At 65.3% G+C, this 19,759-nt stretch carries 19 protein-coding genes and 1 pseudogene; 11 read left to right on the top strand and 9 right to left on the bottom strand.

The window, feature by feature from the left end; genetic code table 11:
• Window positions 1-19: 19 nt before the first annotated feature.
• From pheS to ASD34_RS16920, 7 genes and pseudogenes are all read right to left on the bottom strand, one after another.
• Window positions 20-1,096 (bottom strand): phenylalanine--tRNA ligase subunit alpha, encoded by a 1,077-nt coding sequence (pheS, locus tag ASD34_RS16950; RefSeq protein ID WP_056579739.1) that lies wholly within the window; start codon window positions 1,094-1,096, stop codon window positions 20-22.
• 112 nt (window positions 1,097-1,208) lie between these two features.
• Window positions 1,209-1,478 (bottom strand): annotated as a pseudogene (gene rplT / locus ASD34_RS16945) (50S ribosomal protein L20); the annotation flags it as partial.
• 80 nt (window positions 1,479-1,558) lie between these two features.
• Complete coding sequence (gene rpmI, locus ASD34_RS16940; protein WP_007832497.1) at window positions 1,559-1,762, bottom strand: 50S ribosomal protein L35; 204 nt, start codon at window positions 1,760-1,762, stop codon at window positions 1,559-1,561.
• A 153-nt stretch (window positions 1,763-1,915) separates the two neighbouring features.
• Window positions 1,916-2,539 carry a translation initiation factor IF-3 gene (gene infC / locus ASD34_RS16935; protein ID WP_082548760.1) on the bottom strand — a complete coding sequence of 208 codons (624 nt, stop codon included), beginning with the start codon at window positions 2,537-2,539 and terminating at the stop codon, window positions 1,916-1,918.
• A gap of 101 nt (window positions 2,540-2,640) precedes the next feature.
• The gene (gene thrS / locus ASD34_RS16930; RefSeq protein ID WP_056579733.1) at window positions 2,641-4,548 is read right to left on the bottom strand and encodes a threonine--tRNA ligase; all 1,908 of its coding nucleotides are present in this window, start codon (window positions 4,546-4,548) and stop codon (window positions 2,641-2,643) included.
• A 329-nt stretch (window positions 4,549-4,877) separates the two neighbouring features.
• Window positions 4,878-6,209, bottom strand: coding sequence for an isocitrate lyase (gene aceA / locus ASD34_RS16925; protein ID WP_056579731.1), 1,332 nt, complete (start codon window positions 6,207-6,209; stop codon window positions 4,878-4,880).
• Between the two features lie 247 nt (window positions 6,210-6,456).
• Complete coding sequence (locus tag ASD34_RS16920; RefSeq protein ID WP_056582434.1) at window positions 6,457-6,837, bottom strand: gamma-glutamylcyclotransferase; 381 nt, start codon at window positions 6,835-6,837, stop codon at window positions 6,457-6,459.
• A gap of 35 nt (window positions 6,838-6,872) precedes the next feature.
• Between ASD34_RS16920 and ASD34_RS16915 the strand changes: the two genes are divergently transcribed.
• Both ASD34_RS16915 and ASD34_RS16910 read left to right on the top strand, forming a co-directional pair.
• Window positions 6,873-7,802: a DMT family transporter gene (locus tag ASD34_RS16915; protein ID WP_056579728.1), complete on the top strand. Its 930-nt coding sequence runs from the start codon at window positions 6,873-6,875 to the stop codon at window positions 7,800-7,802.
• Window positions 7,803-7,957: 155 nt separating this feature from the next.
• The gene (locus ASD34_RS16910) at window positions 7,958-8,404 is read left to right on the top strand and encodes an SWIB/MDM2 domain-containing protein (protein WP_056579726.1); all 447 of its coding nucleotides are present in this window, start codon (window positions 7,958-7,960) and stop codon (window positions 8,402-8,404) included.
• Window positions 8,405-8,444: 40 nt separating this feature from the next.
• Here the strand turns inward: ASD34_RS16910 and ASD34_RS16905 are convergent, their stop codons facing one another.
• Window positions 8,445-9,224 carry an AraC family transcriptional regulator gene (locus ASD34_RS16905; protein ID WP_056579723.1) on the bottom strand — a complete coding sequence of 260 codons (780 nt, stop codon included), beginning with the start codon at window positions 9,222-9,224 and terminating at the stop codon, window positions 8,445-8,447.
• A 97-nt stretch (window positions 9,225-9,321) separates the two neighbouring features.
• Between ASD34_RS16905 and ASD34_RS16900 the strand changes: the two genes are divergently transcribed.
• Window positions 9,322-9,615 carry a hypothetical protein gene (locus ASD34_RS16900; RefSeq protein WP_056579720.1) on the top strand — a complete coding sequence of 98 codons (294 nt, stop codon included), beginning with the start codon at window positions 9,322-9,324 and terminating at the stop codon, window positions 9,613-9,615.
• On the opposite strand, the gene ASD34_RS16895 is transcribed toward ASD34_RS16900, so the two are convergent.
• Entirely contained in the window at window positions 9,581-11,305 is a 1,725-nt protein-coding gene (locus ASD34_RS16895; RefSeq protein WP_056579718.1) for a thiamine pyrophosphate-binding protein, read from the bottom strand. The two genes, ASD34_RS16900 and ASD34_RS16895, sit on opposite strands and share 35 nt — an antisense overlap.
• A 95-nt stretch (window positions 11,306-11,400) precedes the next feature.
• Here ASD34_RS16895 and ASD34_RS16890 point away from each other — a divergent pair, with 95 nt between their 5' ends.
• The 8 genes from ASD34_RS16890 (at window position 11,401) to ASD34_RS16855 (ending at window position 19,756) form a co-directional block, all read left to right on the top strand.
• Window positions 11,401-12,057 (top strand): TetR/AcrR family transcriptional regulator, encoded by a 657-nt coding sequence (locus tag ASD34_RS16890; RefSeq protein ID WP_056579716.1) that lies wholly within the window; start codon window positions 11,401-11,403, stop codon window positions 12,055-12,057.
• A 174-nt stretch (window positions 12,058-12,231) separates the two neighbouring features.
• On the top strand, window positions 12,232-13,224 hold the full coding sequence (locus ASD34_RS16885) for a tripartite tricarboxylate transporter substrate binding protein (protein WP_056579714.1): 993 nt from the start codon (window positions 12,232-12,234) through the stop codon (window positions 13,222-13,224).
• A 33-nt stretch (window positions 13,225-13,257) separates the two neighbouring features.
• The gene (locus ASD34_RS16880) at window positions 13,258-14,031 is read left to right on the top strand and encodes an ABC transporter permease (protein ID WP_056579712.1); all 774 of its coding nucleotides are present in this window, start codon (window positions 13,258-13,260) and stop codon (window positions 14,029-14,031) included.
• 40 nt (window positions 14,032-14,071) lie between these two features.
• Window positions 14,072-15,082: an ABC transporter substrate-binding protein gene (locus ASD34_RS16875; protein ID WP_056579710.1), complete on the top strand. Its 1,011-nt coding sequence runs from the start codon at window positions 14,072-14,074 to the stop codon at window positions 15,080-15,082.
• Window positions 15,083-15,140: 58 nt separating this feature from the next.
• Window positions 15,141-15,920, top strand: coding sequence for an ABC transporter ATP-binding protein (locus ASD34_RS16870; protein WP_056579708.1), 780 nt, complete (start codon window positions 15,141-15,143; stop codon window positions 15,918-15,920).
• A gap of 8 nt (window positions 15,921-15,928) precedes the next feature.
• Window positions 15,929-17,359 carry an enolase C-terminal domain-like protein gene (locus tag ASD34_RS16865; RefSeq protein ID WP_056579706.1) on the top strand — a complete coding sequence of 477 codons (1,431 nt, stop codon included), beginning with the start codon at window positions 15,929-15,931 and terminating at the stop codon, window positions 17,357-17,359.
• 32 nt (window positions 17,360-17,391) lie between these two features.
• Window positions 17,392-18,555 carry a Gfo/Idh/MocA family protein gene (locus ASD34_RS16860; protein ID WP_056579704.1) on the top strand — a complete coding sequence of 388 codons (1,164 nt, stop codon included), beginning with the start codon at window positions 17,392-17,394 and terminating at the stop codon, window positions 18,553-18,555.
• Window positions 18,556-18,568: 13 nt separating this feature from the next.
• Complete coding sequence (locus ASD34_RS16855) at window positions 18,569-19,756, top strand: dihydrodipicolinate synthase family protein (RefSeq protein ID WP_056579702.1); 1,188 nt, start codon at window positions 18,569-18,571, stop codon at window positions 19,754-19,756.
• Window positions 19,757-19,759: the final 3 nt, after the last annotated feature.

Below are 19,759 nucleotides of genomic sequence, written 5' to 3'. Positions count from 1 at the left end.
TGGAGGGGCGTGCTTGCTCTTACTGGAACTGCGAGAGAAAACGCAGGTCGCCGTCGAAGAAGAGACGCAGGTCGTTCACGCCGTAGCGCAGCATCGTGAGCCGGTCGGGGCCCATGCCGAAGGCGAAGCCGATGTAGCGCTCGGGGTCCAGACCCATGTTGCGCACGACGTTCGGGTGCACCTGGCCCGAGCCGGCGACTTCGAGCCAGCGGCCGGCCAGCGGGCCGCTCGCGAACTGGATGTCGATCTCGGCGCTCGGCTCGGTGAACGGGAAGAAGCTCGGGCGAAAGCGCAGCACGAGGTCGTCGCGCTCGAAGAAGGTGCGGCAAAAGTCGGTAAAGACGACCTTCAGGTCCTTGAAGCTCACGTTCTCGCCGAGCCACAGGCCTTCGCACTGGTGGAACATGGGCGAGTGCGTGGCGTCGCTGTCGACGCGGTAGGTGCGGCCCGGTGCGATCACGCGGATCTCGGGCGCCTTCACGGTGCCGGTGGTGTCGGCGGCAGCAGCGGCGAATTCGGCCGCGTACTTCTTGGTGTGCTGGTGGGCGTAGCGCACCTGCATCGGGCTGGTGTGCGGACGCAGGTTGTAGGGAATGCCGTCGTCGCCCTTGAGGTCGACGTAGAAGGTGTCCTGCATCGAACGCGCCGGGTGGTTCGGCGGGTTGTTGAGCGAGGTGAAGCTGTGCCAGTCGCTCTCGATTTCAGGGCCGTCGGCCACGTCGAAGCCCATGCTCGAGAAGATTTCCTCGATGCGCTCCAGCGTACGGCTCACGGGGTGCAGTCCGCCGCCGGCGCGGTGGCGGCCGGGCAGGCTCACGTCGAGCGCTTCGGCGCGCAGCTGCAGCGAGAGTTCTTCGTCGGCGAGTTGCTGGCGGCGGTCGGTCAGTGCGGCTTCGATGGCCTGCTTGCCGACGTTGATCGCGGCGCCGCGGGACTTCTTCTCTTCGACACTCAGCGCGGCCATGCCCTTCATCAGCTCGGTGATGCGGCCCGACTTGCCAAGGAACTGGGCCTTGGCGTTTTCGAGCTCTGCGGGCGTTTTCGCTTCGGCGAAGGCGGCGCGTGCGGTGTCGACCAGGGAGTCCAACTCGTTCATAGCAACAAAAATCTTCGAGGGGAAATAAAAAAGAGCTGGAGCCTTTTCAAGCGCCAGCCCTTGAGCCGTGGGCGCAAGAAGCCGTCCGGAGACGGCAACCTGCTGTGCAAAATCAAGCAGCCAGCTTGGCCTTGACCTGCTCCACGATGCCGGCAAAAGCGGCCTTGTCGTGCACGGCGATGTCCGCCAGCATCTTGCGGTCGATCTCGATACCGGCCTTGCGGATGCCGTTGGCGAACTGGCTGTAGGTCAGGCCCAGTTCACGCGAGGCGGCGTTGATACGCGCAATCCACAGCTGACGGAACACGCGCTTCTTGGTACGGCGGTCACGGTAGGCGTATTGCCCAGCCTTCATCACCGCCTGTTTGGCGACGCGGAAGACNCGAGAACTTTTTTGTGGCGGGCGCGAGCCGTTACACCACGTTTGACGCGAGGCATGTGTTTACTCCTTGTTCGTCTGAATTAAATGCCACGGCCGGGCAGCATGGCGGCGACAGAGACCATGTTGGTCTCATGCACTGCGACTGCACCACGCAGGTGACGCTTGTTCTTGGTGGTCTTCTTCGTCAAGATGTGACGCTTGAAGGCTTGACCGCGCTTGACGGTGCCACCGGGACGAACGCGGAAACGTTTTTTCGCGCTGCTCTTGGTCTTCATTTTGGGCATATGAATGCTCCTTTAGTTTGTGCTCGTGAGGCGCCGCGGATACTCCACGGACTTGTTGGCCCCGAGACACTTCTTTATCTCGCCCCCGCCTGCACTTCTTTCGAAATGCGGGCCAGGGCGAAATCCCTTCAAAACCCGTCTACTGCCAACGCCTCAGGCGGTTGCCGTGGGCGCTGCTGCCGGCGCAGCGTCTGCCGTCGGCTTCGGCGCTGCGCTGCCGACCTTCTTGCGGCCCGGCGCGATCATCATGATCATCTGGCGGCCTTCCAGCTTCGGGAATTGCTCGACCATGATCGTGTCGCCCAACTCGTCGCGAATGCGCTGCAAGAGTGCCAGACCGAGTTCCTGGTGCGTGATCTCGCGGCCGCGGAAGCGCAGCGTGATCTTGCATTTGTCGCCCTCTTCAAGAAAGCGCCTGATGTTGCGCATCTTGATGTTGTAGTCGCCGTCGTCGGTACCGGGCCGGAACTTGATTTCCTTGACCTCGATGACCTTCTGCTTCGACTTCGCCTCGGCGGCCTTCTTCTGCTCGTGGTACTTGAACTTTCCGTACTCGATCAGGCGGCACACGGGCGGATTGGCCGCAGCAACGACCTCCACCAGATCCACGTCGGCCTCACCCGCAAGGCGCAAGGCCTCGGAAAGGCTCATGACACCCAATGGCTCGTTTTCCGGGCCGACCAGGCGGACTTCCGGGGCCATGATTTCCCGGTTCAGGCGGTGTTGGCGTTCCTCGCGGTGGCGGCGGTCGCGAAATGCAGTAGCGATGGTCAGAATCCTTCAAAGTTTGCTACAAAATCTGTAGCGATCGCCGCTCAGTCTTCGCGGACAGGCGGCACGAATTGGCAGAGAAACATATGGAGTGTTTCAGAGACAAATCAACGCTTGTCAGCAACGTCCTGGACGAGCCGTTGCGTGAACGATTCGAGGGACATTGCACCGAGGTCTTGGTTGCCTCGGGCGCGCACTGCGACGGCACCAGCCTCCTTTTCCTTGTCACCCACGACGAGGATGTAAGGGAGCTTTTGCAACGAATGCTTCCGTATTTTATACGTAATCTTTTCGTTGTGCAGATCAAGCTGAACTCTAAGCCCTTGATTTTGCAGCGTTTTCGCAACTTGCGCAGCGTAATCGGCCTGTCCTTCGCTGATATTGAGCACCGCCACCTGCACCGGAGCAAGCCATGCGGGCATCGCGCCGGAGTGGTGTTCAATGAGCATGCCGATGAAGCGCTCGAGGCTGCCGACGATGGCGCGGTGCAGCATCACCGGGTGGGCGCGACCGCTCGATTCCGTGACGTACTCGCCGCCCAGGCGCTCGGCCGTGTTGAAGTCGACCTGCATCGTGCCGCACTGCCAGTGACGACCGATGGCGTCGCGCAGCGTGTACTCGATCTTCGGGCCGTAGAAGGCGCCGTCGCCGGGCGAGATGACGAAGTCCACGCCCGAGCGGCGCAGCGACTCCATCACCGCGTGCTCGGCCTTGTCCCACAGCTCGTCGGAACCGACGCGGTTCTCGGGCCGCGTCGCAACCTTGTAGAGAATGTCCGTGAAGCCGAAGTCGGCGTAGACCTTCTGCAGCTGCGCCGTGTAGGCGATGCATTCGTCGAGGATCTGGTCTTCCGTGCAGAAGATGTGGCCGTCGTCCTGCGTGAAGCCGCGCACGCGCATGATGCCGTGCAGCGCGCCGCTGGGCTCGTTGCGGTGGCACTGGCCGAACTCGCCGTAGCGCAGCGGCAGGTCGCGGTAGCTGCGCAGGTCGCTCTTGAAGATCAGCACGTGGCCCGGGCAGTTCATCGGCTTGAGCGCGTACTCGCGCTTCTCCGACTCCGTCGTGAACATGTTGTCGCGGTAGTTCTGCCAGTGACCCGTCTTCTCCCACAGGCTCTTGTCGAGGATCTGCGGACCCTTCACTTCCCAGTAGCCCGTGTCGCGGTAGATGCCACGCATGTACTGCTCGACCTGCTGCCAGACCGCCCAGCCCTTGGGGTGCCAGAACACCACACCCGGCGCCACTTCGTCGATGTGGAACAGGTCGAGTTCCTTGCCCAGCTTGCGGTGGTCGCGCTTCTCGGCTTCCTCGATGCGCTGGATGTACTGGTCCAGCTGCTTCTTGTCGGCCCAGGCCGTGCCGTAGATGCGCTGCAGCTGCTCGTTCTTGGCGTCGCCGCGCCAGTAGGCGCCGGCCAGCTTCGTGAGCTTGAAGACCTTCAGGAAGCGCGTGTTCGGCACGTGCGGGCCGCGGCACATGTCGACGTACTCCTGGTGGTAGTACAGGCCCATGGCCTGCTCGTCGGGCATGTCCTCGACGAGGCGCAGCTTGTAGTCCTCGCCGCGCGACTTGAAGACCTCGATGACTTCCGCACGCGGCGTCATCTTCTTGATCACGTCGTAATCCTGCGCGATCAGCTCGCGCATGCGCGCCTCGATGGCGGCCATGTCCTCGGGCGTGAACGGGCGCTCGAACGAGATGTCGTAGTAGAAGCCTTCGTCGATCACCGGCCCGATGACCATCTTGGCCGTCGGGTGCAGCTGCTTGACCGCATGGCCGACCAGGTGGGCCGTCGAGTGGCGGATGATCTCCAGGCCCTCGTCGTCCTTGGGCGTGATGATCTGCAGCCTGGCGTCGCGGTCGATGACGTCGCTGGCATCGACGAGCTTGCCGTCGATCTTGCCGGCCACCGTCATCTTGGCGAGGCCGGGGCCGATGGACTGGGCCACTTCGGCCACCGAAACCGGGCCGGGGAACTCGCGGCGCGAGTTGTCGGGGAGCGTGATCTGGATCATGTGAAAACCTCGGGGAGAAAAACAAAAAAGCGCGGTGGATGCCGCGCTTTGCTTGGTTGGTGCGCTGGAAAAACCAGCGAGCGCGGGGCTACCGGCCCTTTCCTTCGAAGAAGAAAAAGCCGCTGAATCCTTGCGGGGTAGTTCGCGGTGTCATAACCAAGGTGCCTTTCTCGCTCTTGTTGAGTGCAGAGTCGGCGATTCTAGCCGCTGCCTGCTCAGGCCGTGAGGCCTCGTCCATTCGTCGGAACGCCCATGAAAAAGCCCGGCACGGGACCGGGCTTGTGGCCGACAGCGCCGCGCGCCGTCACTCAGCGATCAGCGAAGGCAGCTCAGTGGAACTGCTCTTCTTCGGTCGAACCGGTCAGCGCCTTCACGCTGGACGAGCCGCCCTGGATCACGGTGGTCACGTCGTCGAAGTAGCCTGCGCCCACTTCCTGCTGGTGCGACACGAAGGTGTAGCCCTTGTCGCGTGCGGCGAACTCGGGCTCCTGCACCATGTTCACGTAGTGCTTCATGCCTTCGCCGTTGGCGTACGCGTGGGCAAACTGGAAGGTGTTGAACCAGTTGATGTGGATGCCGGCCAGCGTGATGAACTGGTACTTGTAGCCCAGCGCCGACAAGTCTTCCTGGAACGAAGCGATCTGCTTGTCGTCCAGGTTCTTCTTCCAGTTGAACGACGGCGAGCAGTTGTACGACAGCAGCTTGCCGGGGCAGGCGGCGTGCACGGCTTGTGCGAATTCACGGGCGAAGCCGATGTCCGGCACGCCGGTTTCGCACCACACCAGGTCGGCGTAAGGGGCGTAGGCAACGCCGCGGCTGATGGCTTGCTCCAGGCCGTTCTTGACGCGGTAGAAGCCTTCCTGCGTGCGCTCGCCGGTCAGGAAAGGCTTGTCGTTGGCGTCGTGGTCGGACGTGATCAGGTTGGCGGCTTCCGCGTCGGTGCGGGCCAGGACGATGGTCGACACGCCCATGACGTCGGCGGCAAAGCGTGCCGAGATCAGCTTCTCGCAGGCTTCCTGCGTCGGCACGAGCACCTTGCCGCCCATGTGGCCGCACTTCTTGACGGCGGCCAGCTGGTCTTCGAAGTGCACGCCGGCAGCGCCGGACGCGATCATGTTCTTCATCAGTTCGAAGGCGTTGAGCACGCCGCCGAAGCCGGCTTCAGCGTCGGCCACGATCGGCAGGAAGTAGTCGATGAATTCCTTGTCGCCCGGGTTGATGCCGCGGCCCCACTGGATTTCGTCGGCGCGCTTGAAGGTGTTGTTGATGCGGCGGACCATCGTCGGCACCGAGTCGTAGGCGTACAGCGACTGGTCGGGGTACATCGTTTCCGAGGTGTTGCCGTCGGCGGCGACTTGCCAGCCCGACAGGTACACGGCTTCCAGGCCGGCCTTGGCTTGCTGCATGGCCTGGCCGGCGGAAATCGCGCCGAAGGCGTTCACGTAACCCTTCTTGGCGCCGCCGTTGATCTTGGCCCAGAGCTTTTCAGCGCCGCGCTTGGCCAGCGTGTGCTCGATGGGCAGCGAACCGCGCAGGCGAACCACATCGGCGGCGCTGTAGCCGCGCTTCACGCCCTTCCAGCGCGGGTTGGTGGCCCAGTCCTTTTCGAGGGCGGCAATTTGCTGTTCGCGGCTCAGTTGTTCGTTCAGGGTCTGGGGCATGTTCACTCCGTGAGGTTGGTTGAAGGTTGGCGTTGCGGCCGTGGAGTCACTGTAATCCGATTGCAGACTCTTATGTCTTATAGAAGACATATTTTTGAATCAACAAAATCAACAACTTACAGAGATATTTCTCAATGAGAAATTATTTTTCTCATATCGAGAAAAAATATTGCGGCGCAGCAGCACACTTTTTCGTGATGCGGAATCGCTCTTTCAGTTGTGAAAACAAGCGCGCTTTCGCGGCAATTCACGCCGCATGCGCGATCCAGTCGCCGCTGTGGATCACATGGCGGCCCGCGATGCGCGTCGGATGGATCTCGTAGACCAGGCAGTCGACCGATTGCGTGCCCACCGCCACACGCACGCTGCGCCGGATGTACTCGCCCGAGTCGTCGTCGGCCACTTCTTCGAGCCGGTCGAGATCACGCTCGACCTCCGGCGTGATGCGGTAGATCTCGCCCTTCACGCGCCCTGCCCCGCCGAGCACCACGCCCGGGTACGCACCCAGGTCGTACAGCGTGCCGGCAATGACGGCCTCGCCGACGAACACCGGCGCCGGCCGGTAGCGCGCGATGTCGTTGCGCCCGCCGCGCCGCAGCGTGCCGTAGACAAGAACGTGGGGCATCATCGAATCCATCCGATCAACAACCAGCGCCCAGTCTATTGAACCCCGCCGCTTCCACCTCCGGCCGCCTCGTGGCCTACGGCTGCCTGGCCTTGAGCATGTCGCTCGTCGGCATCTACGTCGCCCTTTCCAAGCCGCTGGTAGCGGCCTTCCCGGTGCTGCTGCTGGCGTGGCTGCGCTTCGGCATCGCGGCGCTCGCCATGCCCCACTGGCTCCAGCGCAGGCCCGACGAGCCGCCCATGAGCACACGCACGCGCGGGCTCGTCTTCCTCGAGTCCTTCCTCGGCAACTTCCTGTTCTCGATCTGCATGCTGTTTGGCGTGAGCCTCACCAGCGCGGTGTCGGCCGGCGTGATCATGGCGTCGATCCCTGCAGCGGTCGCCGTGGCGAGCTGGCTCTTCCTGCGCGAGCGCATCACGGTGCGCATCGGCTTGGCCATCGGCTGTGCCGCGCTCGGCATCGGCCTGCTCGCGCTCACGCCCGCGCATGCGCCGGCCGCCACCAGCAGTGGGGCCGCAGCGCCGTCGATGCCCTGGCTGGGCAACCTGCTTGTGTTCTGCGCGGTGCTCTGCGAAGCCGCCTACGCGGTGATCGGCAAGTCGCTCACCGGCAAGCTGGGCCCCAAGCGCATCGCCTCGCTCATCAACCTCTGGGGCTTCGCGCTGTCGATGCCCTTCGGCATCTGGTTCGCGCTGCAGTTCGACTTCACCGCCGTGCGCTTCGGCACATGGGCGCTGCTCGTGGCCTACGCACTGGCCGCCAGCATCTGGACCGTGTGGCTGTGGATGACCGGACTTCGCCACGTACCAGCGGCACAAGCGGGTGTCTTCACTGTCTTGCTGCCCGTCAGCGCAGCCCTCGTGGGCGTGCTCGTGCTCGGCGAAAAGCTCACTTCGCCACAGCTGCTTGCGTTCGTGATCGCCCTCGTGGGCGTGGTGCTGGCGACGTGGCCGGGGCGACGAACGTGAACAACGCCCCTTCTCCCCTCTGAAAAAACAACAGCTCCCAATGAAAAAAGCGCTTTTTCCCTTGGAAACGCGTTTTTTCTCATTTAGCATCCGCACTGCCACTGGAGACGCAAGTTTTTCATTGGTGAACGTTCAACCAAAAAAGGAAATCAACCATGGCAACTGCAAAGAAGGCTCCGGCCAAGAAAGCTCCGGCAAAGAAGGCCGCTCCCGCGAAGAAGGCTGCGGCTCCCGCAAAGAAGGCCGCTCCGGCCAAGAAGGCAGCGGCACCCGCCAAGAAGGCTGCTCCTGCAAAGAAGGCTGCACCGGCGAAGAAGGCTGCTCCTGCAAAGAAGGCCGCTCCCGCCAAGAAGCGCACCCCCAACGCTGCGTTCATGAAGGCCCTGACCCCCAGCCCGGCACTGGCCGCTGTGGTCGGTTCGACGCCTCTGCCGCGCACCGCCGTGGTGAGCAAGCTGTGGGACTACATCAAGAAGAACAACCTGCAAGACAAGGCCAACAAGCGCAACATCAACGCCGACGCCAAGCTGAAGGAAATCTTCGGCAAGGCCCAGGTCTCGATGTTCGAACTGGCTGCGCTGATTGGCAAGCACGTCAAGTAAGCATTCGGGGGCCTCGTGCTCCTGAGTCAGAAAGCCCGCTTCATGCGGGCTTTTTTTTCGCCTGCAGCAAGCCTCCATCCGCCTCGAAGAAGCGCGCCGGCGTGCAGCCGAAATGCTTGCGGAAGGCCTCGATGAAGGCGCTCACCGAGCTGTAGCCCACCGTCAGCGCCACGGCCGTCACCGACTCGCCCAGGCTCAGCAGCTCCACCGCCTTCAGCAAGCGCGCCTGCTGGCGCCACTGCGTGAAGCTCCAGCCGGTCTCGGCGGCGAAGCGGCGCGTGAGCGTGCGGCGGGCCATGCCGATGCGATCGGCCCAGTCGTCGAGGCCGTCGGCCACCGCCGGATCGTTCGCCAGGGCGCTCGCCATGGCCATCAGACGCGGGTCCTGCGGCATGGGCAAGTGCAGCGACTCGCGCCCGCCGGCCGCCAGCTCGTCGATCAGCACACCCACCAATCGCGCGCGGCGGGACTCCAGCAGCGCATCGGATGGCTCCAGCGACATCAGCCGCGCCACCAGCTCGCGCACCAGCGACGTGGCGGCAAAGACGTGCGGCCCGTCCGGCAAGGCTGCTGCAGCCGAGGCATCGATGTGCAGGCTCCAACCGGCCGTCGCACCGAAGCTCTGCGCAGCATGGGCGCAGCGCGGTGCGATCCAGCCGATCCATCCCGGCGGCTGCACCCAGCGGCCTGCCGGCGTCTGGATGACCTGCAGGCCTTCGCGCAGCGCGAACAACTGGCCGGTCGCGTGCGCGTGGTAGCCCGTGACGCGCGCTGCTTCGTGCGCGTCACGCCAGAGCGTCGCGGGCGACTCAACCGCCATGGCCACTGGCCCGCGGGCGGTATCGATTGGCCCCGCGGCGCAAGCCGGGCGCCCCTCTGCTGCCTAGCATCGGATGCATCTTCACCAAGGAACCGCCATGAAAGCGCAAGACATCATTCCCGACGGCCAGGACTTCACCGTCATCGACGGCCACACCGTGCGCAAGGGCTCGGTCGGCGCCTTCCTCGCGAATGTGCGCGTGCTCGAAGACGCCAACGTCCCCGCCGACGCACGCCGCATCGCACGCGACGACCTGCTGTCGCTCGTCCCCACGCTCGATGCGCTGGGCCTGTTCGATGCCTTCGAACTGCGCTCGCCCGCGCTGCGCGACGAGGTGACCCGCCATCGCGCGACGCTCAGCCCTGTGCCTGCTGCTTCGCCGCACGCGTGATCGACGCCAGCGTGCCGCGCGTGGTGATCACTTCGGGGTCGAGCGGGATCTCGATCAGCGTGCCCGTGTCGGCCGCCAGCGCGCGCAGCAGCGCCGCTTCGAACTGCGCCGTCTCGGTGACGCGCTCGGCGGCGTAACCGTACGCACGCGCCAGCCCGCAGAAGTCCGGGTTGCGCAGCGCGGTGCCGCTGGTGCGTTCGGGATACTCGCGTTCCTGGTGCATGCGGATCGTGCCGAACATGCCGTTGTTGAGCAGCACGACGATGCTCTTGCCGCCGTGTTGCGAGGCCGTCGCCAGCTCCTGCCCGTTCATCAGGAAGTCGCCATCGCCCGCGATGGTGAAGGCCACGCGCCCGGTGGCGATGCTCGCCGCGATGCCGGCCGGCACGCCGTAACCCATCGCCCCGCTGGTGGGTGCCAGCTGCGTCTTGGCGCCCTTGGCGAGCCCGTGGTAGCGGAAGTAGCGATGCACCCAGCTCGCGAAGTTGCCTGCGCCGTTGGTGATGGCCGCATCCGCCGGCAGGTGCTTCTGCAGAAGCGCCACCACGGCCGCCATGTCGACCGCGCCGCGCGGCGTTTCGGCAGGCATGCCGGCGAGCGCCTGCGGCTGCAGCCAGGCTTCGTAGTCCGCGTGCAGCTGCTGCGTCCAGGCCTCCCACGGCAGCGAGGGCGGCGCGCTCAGCACCTCGAGGCTGCGCGCCGCGGCGCTCATGCCGGCGTTGATCGCCAGATCGGCCTGGTAGACGCGGTTCAGTTCCTCGGCGCTCGCGTGGATGTGCACCAGCGTCTGCCTGGCCTTCGGCGCTTCGAGCAGCGTGTAGCCGCCGGTCGTCATCTCGCCCAGGCGCGGGCCGATGGCCAGGACCAGGTCGGCGTCCTTCACGTGCTGCGCGAGCTTCGGGTTGATGGCAATGCCCACGTCGCCCGCATACAGCGGATGGTGATTGTCGAAGGTGTCCTGGAAACGGAAGGCGTTCGCGACCGGCAGGCGCCAGTTCTCGGCGAAGCGCTGCAGCGCCTGCGCAGCCTGCGTCGTCCAGCCGCCACCGCCGGCGATCACCAACGGGCGCTGCGACTTCAGCAGCAGCTCGCGCAAGGTGCGCAGCGCGCCCGGGTCGCTCCACGGCTGGACCGGTTCCACGCGCGCCAGCGGCCGCGCGGCCGTCTCGGTGCGCAGCATGTCTTCGGGCAGCACCAGCACGACCGGGCCCGGCCGGCCGTTCATGGCGGTGGAGAAGGCGCGCGCGATGTACTCGGGAATGCGGTCGGCATCGTCGATGCGCTCCACGCGCTTGGCAAAGCCCTTGGTGCTCGGACCGAAGAAGCTCGCATAGTCCACTTCCTGGAAGGCCTCGCGGTCACGAAAGTCGCTGCCGACGTCGCCCACGAACAGCACCATCGGCGTCGAGTCCTGGAACGCGTTGTGCACGCCGATCGAGGCATTGGTCGCGCCCGGCCCGCGCGTCACGAAGCACACGCCCGGGCGCCCCGTGAGCTTGCCGTGCGCCTCGGCCATGAAGGCCGCGCCGCCCTCCTGCCGGTTCACCACGAAACGCGCGCGCTCGCGGTAGGCATGAAAGCCGTCGAGCACCGCCAGGAAGCTTTCGCCCGGCACGCCGAAGGCGAGTTGCATGCCTTGTTCGACCAGGCACTCGACGATCAGGTGGCCCGCGGGTTGTGATGTACTCATGGAAAGTTCGAACCTCAGTTGCAAATGTCTCCGGCGATTATGTGTGCCTGCCTTCCACGCCTTGTCTTAATTCCCCAATTGGTTAAATTCGCGTCATGAAGGCCCTCAAGGACTCTTTGCCCGAAACGCTCGAGCCGCGCTCGCGCGACGCCGACCGCTCGCAGCTGGCCATCCTCGCGTCGGCGCGCGACGAGTTCGCCGCGCGCGGGCTGGCCGGTGCGCGCATGGACAGCATCGCCGAGCGCGCAGGCCTGAACAAGCGCCTCATCTACTACTACTTCGGCAGCAAGGACGACCTGTTCCTGGCCGTGCTGGAGCGCGTGTATGCGGACATCCGCGCCGCCGAGCAGCGCCTGCACCTGGACGAGATCGAACCCGTCGAGGCGATCCGCCAGCTGGTGTCGTTCACCTGGCACTACTACCTGGAGCATCCCGAGTTCATCACGCTGCTCAACAGCGAGAACCTGCACGGCGCGTCGCACCTGAAGCGCTCCGACCGCATCCAGGAGATGAACTCGCCACTGGTGCAGCTGCTCGACACCGTGCTGGAGCGCGGCAAGAAAGACAACCTCTTTCGCGCAGGCGTCGACCCCGTGCAGCTGTACATCTCCATCGCGTCGCTGTGCTACTTCTACCTCTCGAACAACCACACGCTGTCGGCCATCTTCGGGCGTGACCTGCGAGCTCCCAAGGCGATGGCGCAACGCCTCTCGCACATGACCGACCTCGTGCTGGGCTACGTCCTGCACTGACCTGGCCGACCGGCGCGCGCCCGCCGCGGGCGCGCCCACCCACCTTCTCGCTCTCCGGGTATTCACTAGGCAGCCGCCGTTGACGCTGCGGCGCTGCCGTTTCTAAAATCCGCAATTCACTCATTGGTGAATTGACCGATCCCAGAATGCGGCCCGACCGCGCGGAGACACCCCTTGAAGCCCTTTGCCAGCACTGCACGCACCACCGTCCTTGCCTCGCTGACCTGCATCGCCGCCCTGTTGCCGGGTCTCGCCGCAGCGCAGAACGGCTACCCCACCAAGCCGATCCGCGTGATCGTTCCTTTCGCCGCCGGCAGCACGACGGACATCATTGCCCGCGCCATCGCCGACAAGATGAGCACCAGCATGGGCCAGACGCTGGTCATCGACAACCGCGGCGGCGCCAGCGGCACCATCGGCCAGCAGGCGGTGGCCACGGCCGCGCCCGACGGCTATACGGTGATGATCCATTCGTCGTCGCACACGGTGAGCCCCTCGACCTTTGCCAAGCTGCCGTTCGACACGCTGCACGACTTCGCGGGCGTCACGCCCATTTCGTCGCTGCCCAACGCGCTGGTCATCTCGCCCAGCAAGAACATCAAAACCTTGCCGCAGCTGCTGGCCGCCGCGCGCGCCAAGCCCGGCAGCATGAACTTCGCCTCCGCCGGCCAGGGCAGCGCCACGCACCTGAACGCCGAGAAGTTCAAGATGGCCGCGAAGATCGATGCGACCAACATCCCGTTCAAGGGATCGGGCGAGGCCGTCACCGAAGTGCTGTCGGGCCGCGTCGACTACTACTTCTCGCCCATCGCGCCCGTCATCGGCCAGATCAAGGACGGCCAGCTGCTCGCGCTGGCCGTGGGTTCGCCCAAGCGCGCCGCCGCCCTGCCCGACGTGCCCACCACCACCGAGGCCGGCGTGCCGGGCTCCGAGTTCAATTTCTGGATCGGCATGATGGCGCCCGCCAAGACGCCGCGCGACATCGTCAACCGCCTGCACGACGAAGTGGCCAAGGCGCTCGCCACGCCCGAGGTGAAGGAGCGTTTCCTCAAGCTGGGCGCCGACGCCTGGACGCTCAAGCCCGAGCAGTTCGACGCCTACATCAAGGACGAGATCGCCAGCAATGCGCAGCTCGTGAAGGCCGCCGGCCTGTCGGTGCAGCCGTAGTCGACAAAACAAAAGAGGCACCCGGTCGTCGCCATGTTCCGCAAGCTCCTGCTCTCCCCGGCCCTGCGCCCGTTCTTCCTGATCCTGCTGCTGCTGGTGCTGTGGGACCTGGCGATCCGCCTCTTCAAGATTCCGGCCTACCTGATTCCTCCGCCGTGGGAGGTCGTGAAGCAGCTCGTCGCCGAATGGCCGCGCCTGCTCGCCGAAAGCTGGAAGACCACGCTTGCCACGCTGGGCGGCTTTGGGCTGACGATCGTCATCGGCATTCCGATCGCGATGGTCATCGCCTACTCGCGGCTGGTCGAGTCGTACGTGTATCCGCTGCTGGTGTTCTCGCAGAGCATCCCGAAGGTGGCGATCGCGCCGCTGTTCGTGGTGTGGTTCGGCTTCGGCATCCTGCCCAAGGTGATCAGCGCCTTCCTGCTGGGCTTCTTCCCGGTGGTGGTGTCCACGGTGATGGGCTTCAAGTCGGTCGAGCCCGACATGCTCGACCTCGCCCGCTCGATGGGCGCCAGCCGCCTGCAGACCTTCTTCAAGATCAGCCTGCCGCAGGCCCTGCCCGCGATCTTCAGCGGCCTGAAGGTGTCTGTCACGCTGGCCGTGGTGGGTGCCGTGGTCGGTGAATTCGTCGGCTCCAACTCGGGCATCGGCTATGTGCTGCAGGTGGCGAACGGCAACTTCGACCTGCCCCTGATGTTCGCCGCGCTCGTCGTGCTGTCGAGCATCGGCGTGATCCTTTTCGTCGCCGTCGACTTGGTCGAGCGCGTGATGATTCCGTGGCATGCATCGCAACGCCACGTGCATTGAAATCCTTCGTCATACCCACAAAACTCCCGGAGACAACGCCATGAAGAAACTGCTTCCCTCGATGCTTGCCGTCGCCGTCACGGCCTTCGCGACCTTCGCCATCGCACCCGCCCATGCCCAGGCGGACAAGCCCAAGGACAAGGTCACGCTGATGCTCAACTGGTACCTCTACAGCGAGCACGCGCCCTTCTTCCTCGGCAAGGAAAAGGGCTTCTATGCCGAGGAAGGCATCGACCTGGACATCCAGGAAGGCCGCGGCTCCGCCGTCACCGCGCAGGCGGTGGCCGCCAAGTCGGCAACCTTCGGCTACATCGACGTCACGACCATGATCAAGGCCGCCGCCAAGGGCGCGCCGCTCAAGTCGACCGGCGTGCTGTTCCAGGTGAGCCCGATGTCGGTCATGGGCTTCACCGAGAAGAACATCAAGACGCCCAAGGACATCATCGGCAAGACCGTGGCCGTGACGCCCGGCGATTCGATGTCGCAGATGTGGCCGCTGTTCCTCAAGGTCAACAACATCAAGCCCGACCAGGTGAAGATCGTCTCGGGCGACGGCCAGACCAAGCTCAATGCGGTGACGAACGGCCAGGCCGACCTGTTGCTGGGCTATGTGATGGACCAGGCCATCAAGCTGCAGGACGCCACCGGCAAGCCCGTGACGCCGATCCGCTTTGCCGACTCGGGCGTGAACCAGATCAGCTCCGGCATCATCACCAACAAGAACCTGCTGACCGAGAACCCCGACCTGGTGAAGCGCTTCATGCGCGCCTCCACCAAGGCTGCCGAAGCTGCCGAGAAAAGCCCGGAGGCGGCCGTGGACGCGATGCTCAAGGCCAACCCGAAGGCCGGCGTGCGCGACACGCTCATCGTCGGCATGAAGCAGAGCGTGGCGCTCTATCACACGAAGGACACGGCCAACCAGCGCCCGTTCCGCGTGGCGATGAAGAACGTGAACGACTCGCTCGACCTGCTGGTGCAGTACGGCGGCATGGACGCATCCACACGCGGCAAGCCGGAAGACTACGTCACCCTGGACTTCCTTCCGAACTGATCCCCTGCCTGCGCGCTCGCTCACTTGCAGTTGCCACCTGCCACCTCTCACGCACTCCATGTCCCAAGTCAACCTGATCGAAGCGCGCGGCGTCTCGAAAACCTACCAAAGCAAGGACGGCCCGGTCGAATCGCTCAAGCCGCTGGACTTCGCCATCGAGGAAGGCGAGTTCGTCTCCGTCGTCGGTCCTTCGGGTTGCGGCAAGAGCACGCTGCTCAAGATGGTCGCGGGCCTGCTGCCGATCAGCGGGGGCGAGCTCACGCTGGCCGGCAAGCCGATCCAGGGACCGCAGAAGGACGTGGGCATCGTGTTCCAGAGCGCGGTGCTGCTGCCCTGGCGCAGCGTGGAAGACAACATCCTGCTGCAGGCCGAGATGCGCCACCTGCCCAAGGCCGCCTCGCAGGCCCGGGCGCGCGAGCTCATGGAGATGGCCGGCCTCAAGGGCTTCGAGGGCAAGTACCCCTGGCAGCTCTCGGGCGGCATGCAGCAACGCGCGTCGATCTGCCGCGCGCTGCTGCACGACCCCTCGGTGCTGCTGATGGACGAGCCCTTCGGCGCACTCGACGCGATGACGCGCGAGAAGATGAACCTGGAGCTGCAGCGCATCTGGATGGCGTCGAAGAAGACCGTGATGCTCATCACCCACAGCATCCCCGAGGCGATCTTCCTGTCGGACCGCGTGATCGTGATGAGCGAGCGCCCCGGCTCGATCGCCGCCGTGTACCACATCGACCTGCCACGCCCGCGCACGCTCGACATGATGGCCTCGCCCGAGTTCGGCCAGTACACGAAGCTGGTGCGCGCGCATTTCTTCTCGCAGGGCATCCTGGACCACTGAAGCCCGCCATGGACGCGCCCCGCTTTCACATCGAAGAGATCCGCTTCGCAGAGCGCGACGTGGCGCTTCGGCTGCCGTTCCGCTTCGGCGCCGCCACCGTCACCGCCTGCCCGCAGGTGTACGTGCGGGCCCGCATCCGCTTTGACAGCGGCGGCACGGCCGAGGGCTGCGCGGCCGAGATGATGGTGCCCAAGTGGTTCGACAAGAACCCGGCGCTCAACAACGAGCAGAACTTCGAGCAGCTGCGCTTTGCGCTGCGCGATGCGCGCGACGCCTACGTCGGCGAAGACGATGCGCAGACCGCGTGGACGCACTTCGCCTCGAACTACACCGCGCTGCAGGCGCGCGCAAAGGCCAAGGGCCTGCAAGCACTCGTGGCCAGCTACGGTCCGGCACTGATCGACCGTGCCGTGATGGATGCGCTGTGCCTGCGCACCGGCACGAGCTTCGCAGCCGCGATGAGCGCCAACCTCTGTGGCATCGACATCGCAGGCAGTGGCCTGGCCGACGATCTCGCGGGCTTCGACATGCCCGCCTTCCTGGCGCGCCAGTCGCCGCGCGCGAGCATTGCCGCACGCCACACCGTCGGCCTGGCCGATGCCATCGACGACAGCGACGCGCTGCCCGATGCACCGACCGACGGCCTGCCCACCACGCTCGCCGCGGCGGTGAAGCGCTACGGTCTCACCCACTTCAAGCTCAAGCTCTGCGGCAACACCGCGCAAGACATCGACCGGCTCCAGCGCATCGCCCGCGTGATCGACGGCCACGCGCAGCTCGTGACGCTCGACGGCAACGAGCAGTACGCCGATGCCGACGACTTCGCCGTCTTTCTCGACCGCATGCTCTCCACGCCCGTGTTGTGGAAGCTCGCGCAGAAGACCGTCTTCGTCGAACAGCCGATCCGTCGCGATGCCGCGCTGGAGCGCAGCGTGTCGGCATTGGGCAAGCGCATCCCGCTGCTGATCGACGAATCCGACGCCACGCTCGATGCCTTCGTGCAGGCCCGTGCGCTCGGCTACACCGCGGTGTCGAGCAAGAGCTGCAAGGGCTTCTACAAGTCGGTCGTCAACGCGGCACGCTGCGCGCACTGGAATGCTTCGGAGAAAGCGAATCGCTATTTCCTCTCCGGCGAAGACCTCACCATGCAGGCGGGCATCGGCGTGCAGCAGGACCTCGCGCTCGTCGGCTGGCTCGGCCTGTCGCACGTCGAGCGCAACGGACACCACTACGTCAACGGCCTCGCCGCCGTGCCCGAGGCGGAGCAGCAGGCGCTGTCGCAGCTGCACCCCGGCCTCTACCAAACCAGCGACGGCGCCACGCGCCTCGCCATCCGCCAAGGACAGTTGTCCCTGTCCTCGCTCGCCACTGCGACCGGCTTTGCCACTGGCAAGCCCGGCGCCGGCATCTCGTGGGACGCCATGCGTTCCGTCTACTGAAGCACCCCTCTCGCATCCCAAGGAAGAAAACGATGGCCACCCAACGTCTCGGAATCATCATGCACGGCGTCACCGGCCGCATGGGCATGAACCAGCACCTGATCCGCTCGATCTGCGCGATCCGCGCGCAAGGCGGCGTCACGCTGTCGAACGGCGACAAGGTCATGCCCGACCCGATCCTCATCGGCCGCAACGCCGAGAAGATGGAAGCACTCGCCAAGACCCACAACATCGCGCGCTGGGGCACCGACCTCGACAAGGCGCTGGAGAACAAGGACGACACGATCTTCTTCGACGCCGGCACCACGCAGATGCGCCCCACGCTGCTGGCCAAGGCGATTCGCGCCGGCAAGCATGTCTACTGCGAAAAGCCGATCGCCACCAACCTGAACGAAGCCGTTGAAATCGCGCGCCTGGCCGAAGGCTCGGGCCTCAAGCACGGTGCGGTGCAGGACAAGCTGTTCCTGCCGGGTCTGCGCAAGCTCGACATGCTGCGCCGCGCCGGCTTCTTCGGCCGCATGCTCAGCGTGCGCCTGGAGTTCGGCTACTGGGTGTTCGAGGGCGACCTGCAGCCCATCCAGCGCCCGAGCTGGAACTACCGCAAGGAAGACGGCGGCGGGATGATCCTGGACATGATGTGCCACTGGCGCTACGTGCTGGACAACCTGTTCGGCGAGGTGAAGTCGGTGTCGTGCATCGGCGCCACGCACATCCCCAAGCGCTGGGACGAAGCCGGCAAGCCGTATGAAGCCACTGCCGACGACGCGGCGTATGCCACCTGCGAACTCACCGGCCACAACGGCGAGCCGGTGATCGCTCAGCTCAACATGAGCTGGGCCACGCGCGTGCGCCGCGACGACCTCGTGACCTTCCACGTCGACGGCACCGACGGCTCGGCCGTCGCGGGCCTGTCGAGCTGCCGTGCCCAGTCGCGCGTCGCCACGCCGCGCCCGGTGTGGAACCCGGACGAGAAGCAGATGATGAATTTCTTCGACCAGTGGCAGGAGATTCCGGACTCGCAGGTCTACGACAACGGCTTCAAGATCCAGTGGGAGCACTTCATTCGCCACGTGGTCGAGAACGAGCCCTACAAGTGGACGCTGCCCGAAGGCGCCAAGGGTGTGCAGCTGGTCGAGGCCGCGCTCGAATCGTGGAAGGACCGCCGCTGGATCGACGTGCCCGCACTGAAGGTCTGAGGAAGAAGCTGCCATGGCACTGTCGCTGACCCTTCCCACTGCGAGCGGCACGCTCGCGCCCTATGCCCTGCGCGGCACTGCGCCGGTGAAGCCCGAAGCGGGCATCAAGTTCAATCGCATCGCCTACTCGGCCGCGCACGTCGTGGCCGACCCGCTGGCGGCCGTCGACCCGTGGCTGCAGGCGGCGGTCGATTGGGACACCACCATCGCGTACCGCCGCCACCTGTTCTCGCTGGGCCTGGGCGTGGCCGAGGCCATGGACACCGCACAGCGCGGCATGGGCCTGGACTGGCCCACGTCGCTCGAACTCATCCGCCGCTCGCTCGATGCCGCGAAGGACGTGCCCGGTGCGCTCGTCGCCTCAGGCTGCGGCACCGACCACCTGAACATCGACGACGTGAAGGGCGTCGACGACGTGATCCGTGGCTACGAGGAACAGATGGCCGCCATCGAAGCGCTCGGGGGCAAGCTGATCGTGATGGCCAGCCGCGCGCTGGCCCGCGTGGCGAAGAGCCCCGCCGACTACGAGCGCGTGTACGACCGCATCCTGAGCCAGGCAAAGCAGCCCGTGGTGCTGCACTGGCTGGGCGACATGTTCGACCCCGCGCTCGCGGGCTACTGGGGCACGAAGGATGTCGACGCGGCGATGGACACGGCCGTGGGCATCATCGCGGCGCATCCGGACAAGGTCGATGGCATCAAGATCTCGCTGCTCGACAAGGACAAGGAAATCGCCATGCGCCGCCGCCTGCCGAAGGGCGTGCGCATGTACACCGGCGACGACTTCAACTACGCCGAGCTGATCGCGGGCGACGGCTTCGGCAGCGAGATCACGCACGGCCAGAGCGATGCGCTGCTGGGCATCTTCGACGCGATCGCGCCAGCCGCGAGTGCCGCGCTGGGCGCACTGGCGCAGGGCAACACCGAGACGTTCCACGCGATCCTCGGCCCCACGGTGCCGCTGTCGCGCCACATCTTCGCGGCGCCCACGCGCTTCTACAAGACCGGCGTGGTGTTCATGGCCTGGCTCAACGGCCACCAGAAGCACTTCACGATGGTGGGTGGGCAGCAGAGCACGCGTTCGCTGCAGCACTTCGCGCAGCTGTTCCGCCTCGCGGATGCAGCCAACCTGCTGGAGCAGCCCGAACTCGCAGTGCAGCGCATGAAGACGCTGCTGGCACTGCACGGCGTGGAAGGTTGAGCG

Origin of the sequence: Variovorax sp. Root473, assembly GCF_001426505.1 — a bacterium.
Classification (GTDB): domain Bacteria; phylum Pseudomonadota; class Gammaproteobacteria; order Burkholderiales; family Burkholderiaceae_C; genus Variovorax.
This window is presented reverse-complemented; position numbering and strand designations above follow the sequence as displayed.

What these genes read in the sequence shown, in the direction of transcription:
- ASD34_RS16865 (WP_056579706.1), top strand. Translation starts at nt 15,929, where the DNA reads ATGGACGCGCCCCGCTTTCACATCGAAGAGATCCGCTTCGCAGAGCGC.
- rpmI (WP_007832497.1), bottom strand. Translation starts at nt 1,762, where the DNA reads ATGCCCAAAATGAAGACCAAGAGCAGCGCGAAAAAACGTTTCCGCGTT.
- ASD34_RS16895 (WP_056579718.1), bottom strand. Translation starts at nt 11,305, where the DNA reads ATGAGTACATCACAACCCGCGGGCCACCTGATCGTCGAGTGCCTGGTC.
- ASD34_RS16860 (WP_056579704.1), top strand. Translation starts at nt 17,392, where the DNA reads ATGGCCACCCAACGTCTCGGAATCATCATGCACGGCGTCACCGGCCGC.
- ASD34_RS16920 (WP_056582434.1), bottom strand. Translation starts at nt 6,837, where the DNA reads ATGATGCCCCACGTTCTTGTCTACGGCACGCTGCGGCGCGGCGGGCGC.
- ASD34_RS16910 (WP_056579726.1), top strand. Translation starts at nt 7,958, where the DNA reads ATGGCAACTGCAAAGAAGGCTCCGGCCAAGAAAGCTCCGGCAAAGAAG.
- ASD34_RS16875 (WP_056579710.1), top strand. Translation starts at nt 14,072, where the DNA reads ATGAAGAAACTGCTTCCCTCGATGCTTGCCGTCGCCGTCACGGCCTTC.
- ASD34_RS16880 (WP_056579712.1), top strand. Translation starts at nt 13,258, where the DNA reads ATGTTCCGCAAGCTCCTGCTCTCCCCGGCCCTGCGCCCGTTCTTCCTG.
- ASD34_RS16870 (WP_056579708.1), top strand. Translation starts at nt 15,141, where the DNA reads ATGTCCCAAGTCAACCTGATCGAAGCGCGCGGCGTCTCGAAAACCTAC.
- ASD34_RS16890 (WP_056579716.1), top strand. Translation starts at nt 11,401, where the DNA reads ATGAAGGCCCTCAAGGACTCTTTGCCCGAAACGCTCGAGCCGCGCTCG.
- thrS (WP_056579733.1), bottom strand. Translation starts at nt 4,548, where the DNA reads ATGATCCAGATCACGCTCCCCGACAACTCGCGCCGCGAGTTCCCCGGC.
- ASD34_RS16905 (WP_056579723.1), bottom strand. Translation starts at nt 9,224, where the DNA reads ATGGCGGTTGAGTCGCCCGCGACGCTCTGGCGTGACGCGCACGAAGCA.
- aceA (WP_056579731.1), bottom strand. Translation starts at nt 6,209, where the DNA reads ATGCCCCAGACCCTGAACGAACAACTGAGCCGCGAACAGCAAATTGCC.
- ASD34_RS16855 (WP_056579702.1), top strand. Translation starts at nt 18,569, where the DNA reads ATGGCACTGTCGCTGACCCTTCCCACTGCGAGCGGCACGCTCGCGCCC.
- ASD34_RS16900 (WP_056579720.1), top strand. Translation starts at nt 9,322, where the DNA reads ATGAAAGCGCAAGACATCATTCCCGACGGCCAGGACTTCACCGTCATC.
- pheS (WP_056579739.1), bottom strand. Translation starts at nt 1,096, where the DNA reads ATGAACGAGTTGGACTCCCTGGTCGACACCGCACGCGCCGCCTTCGCC.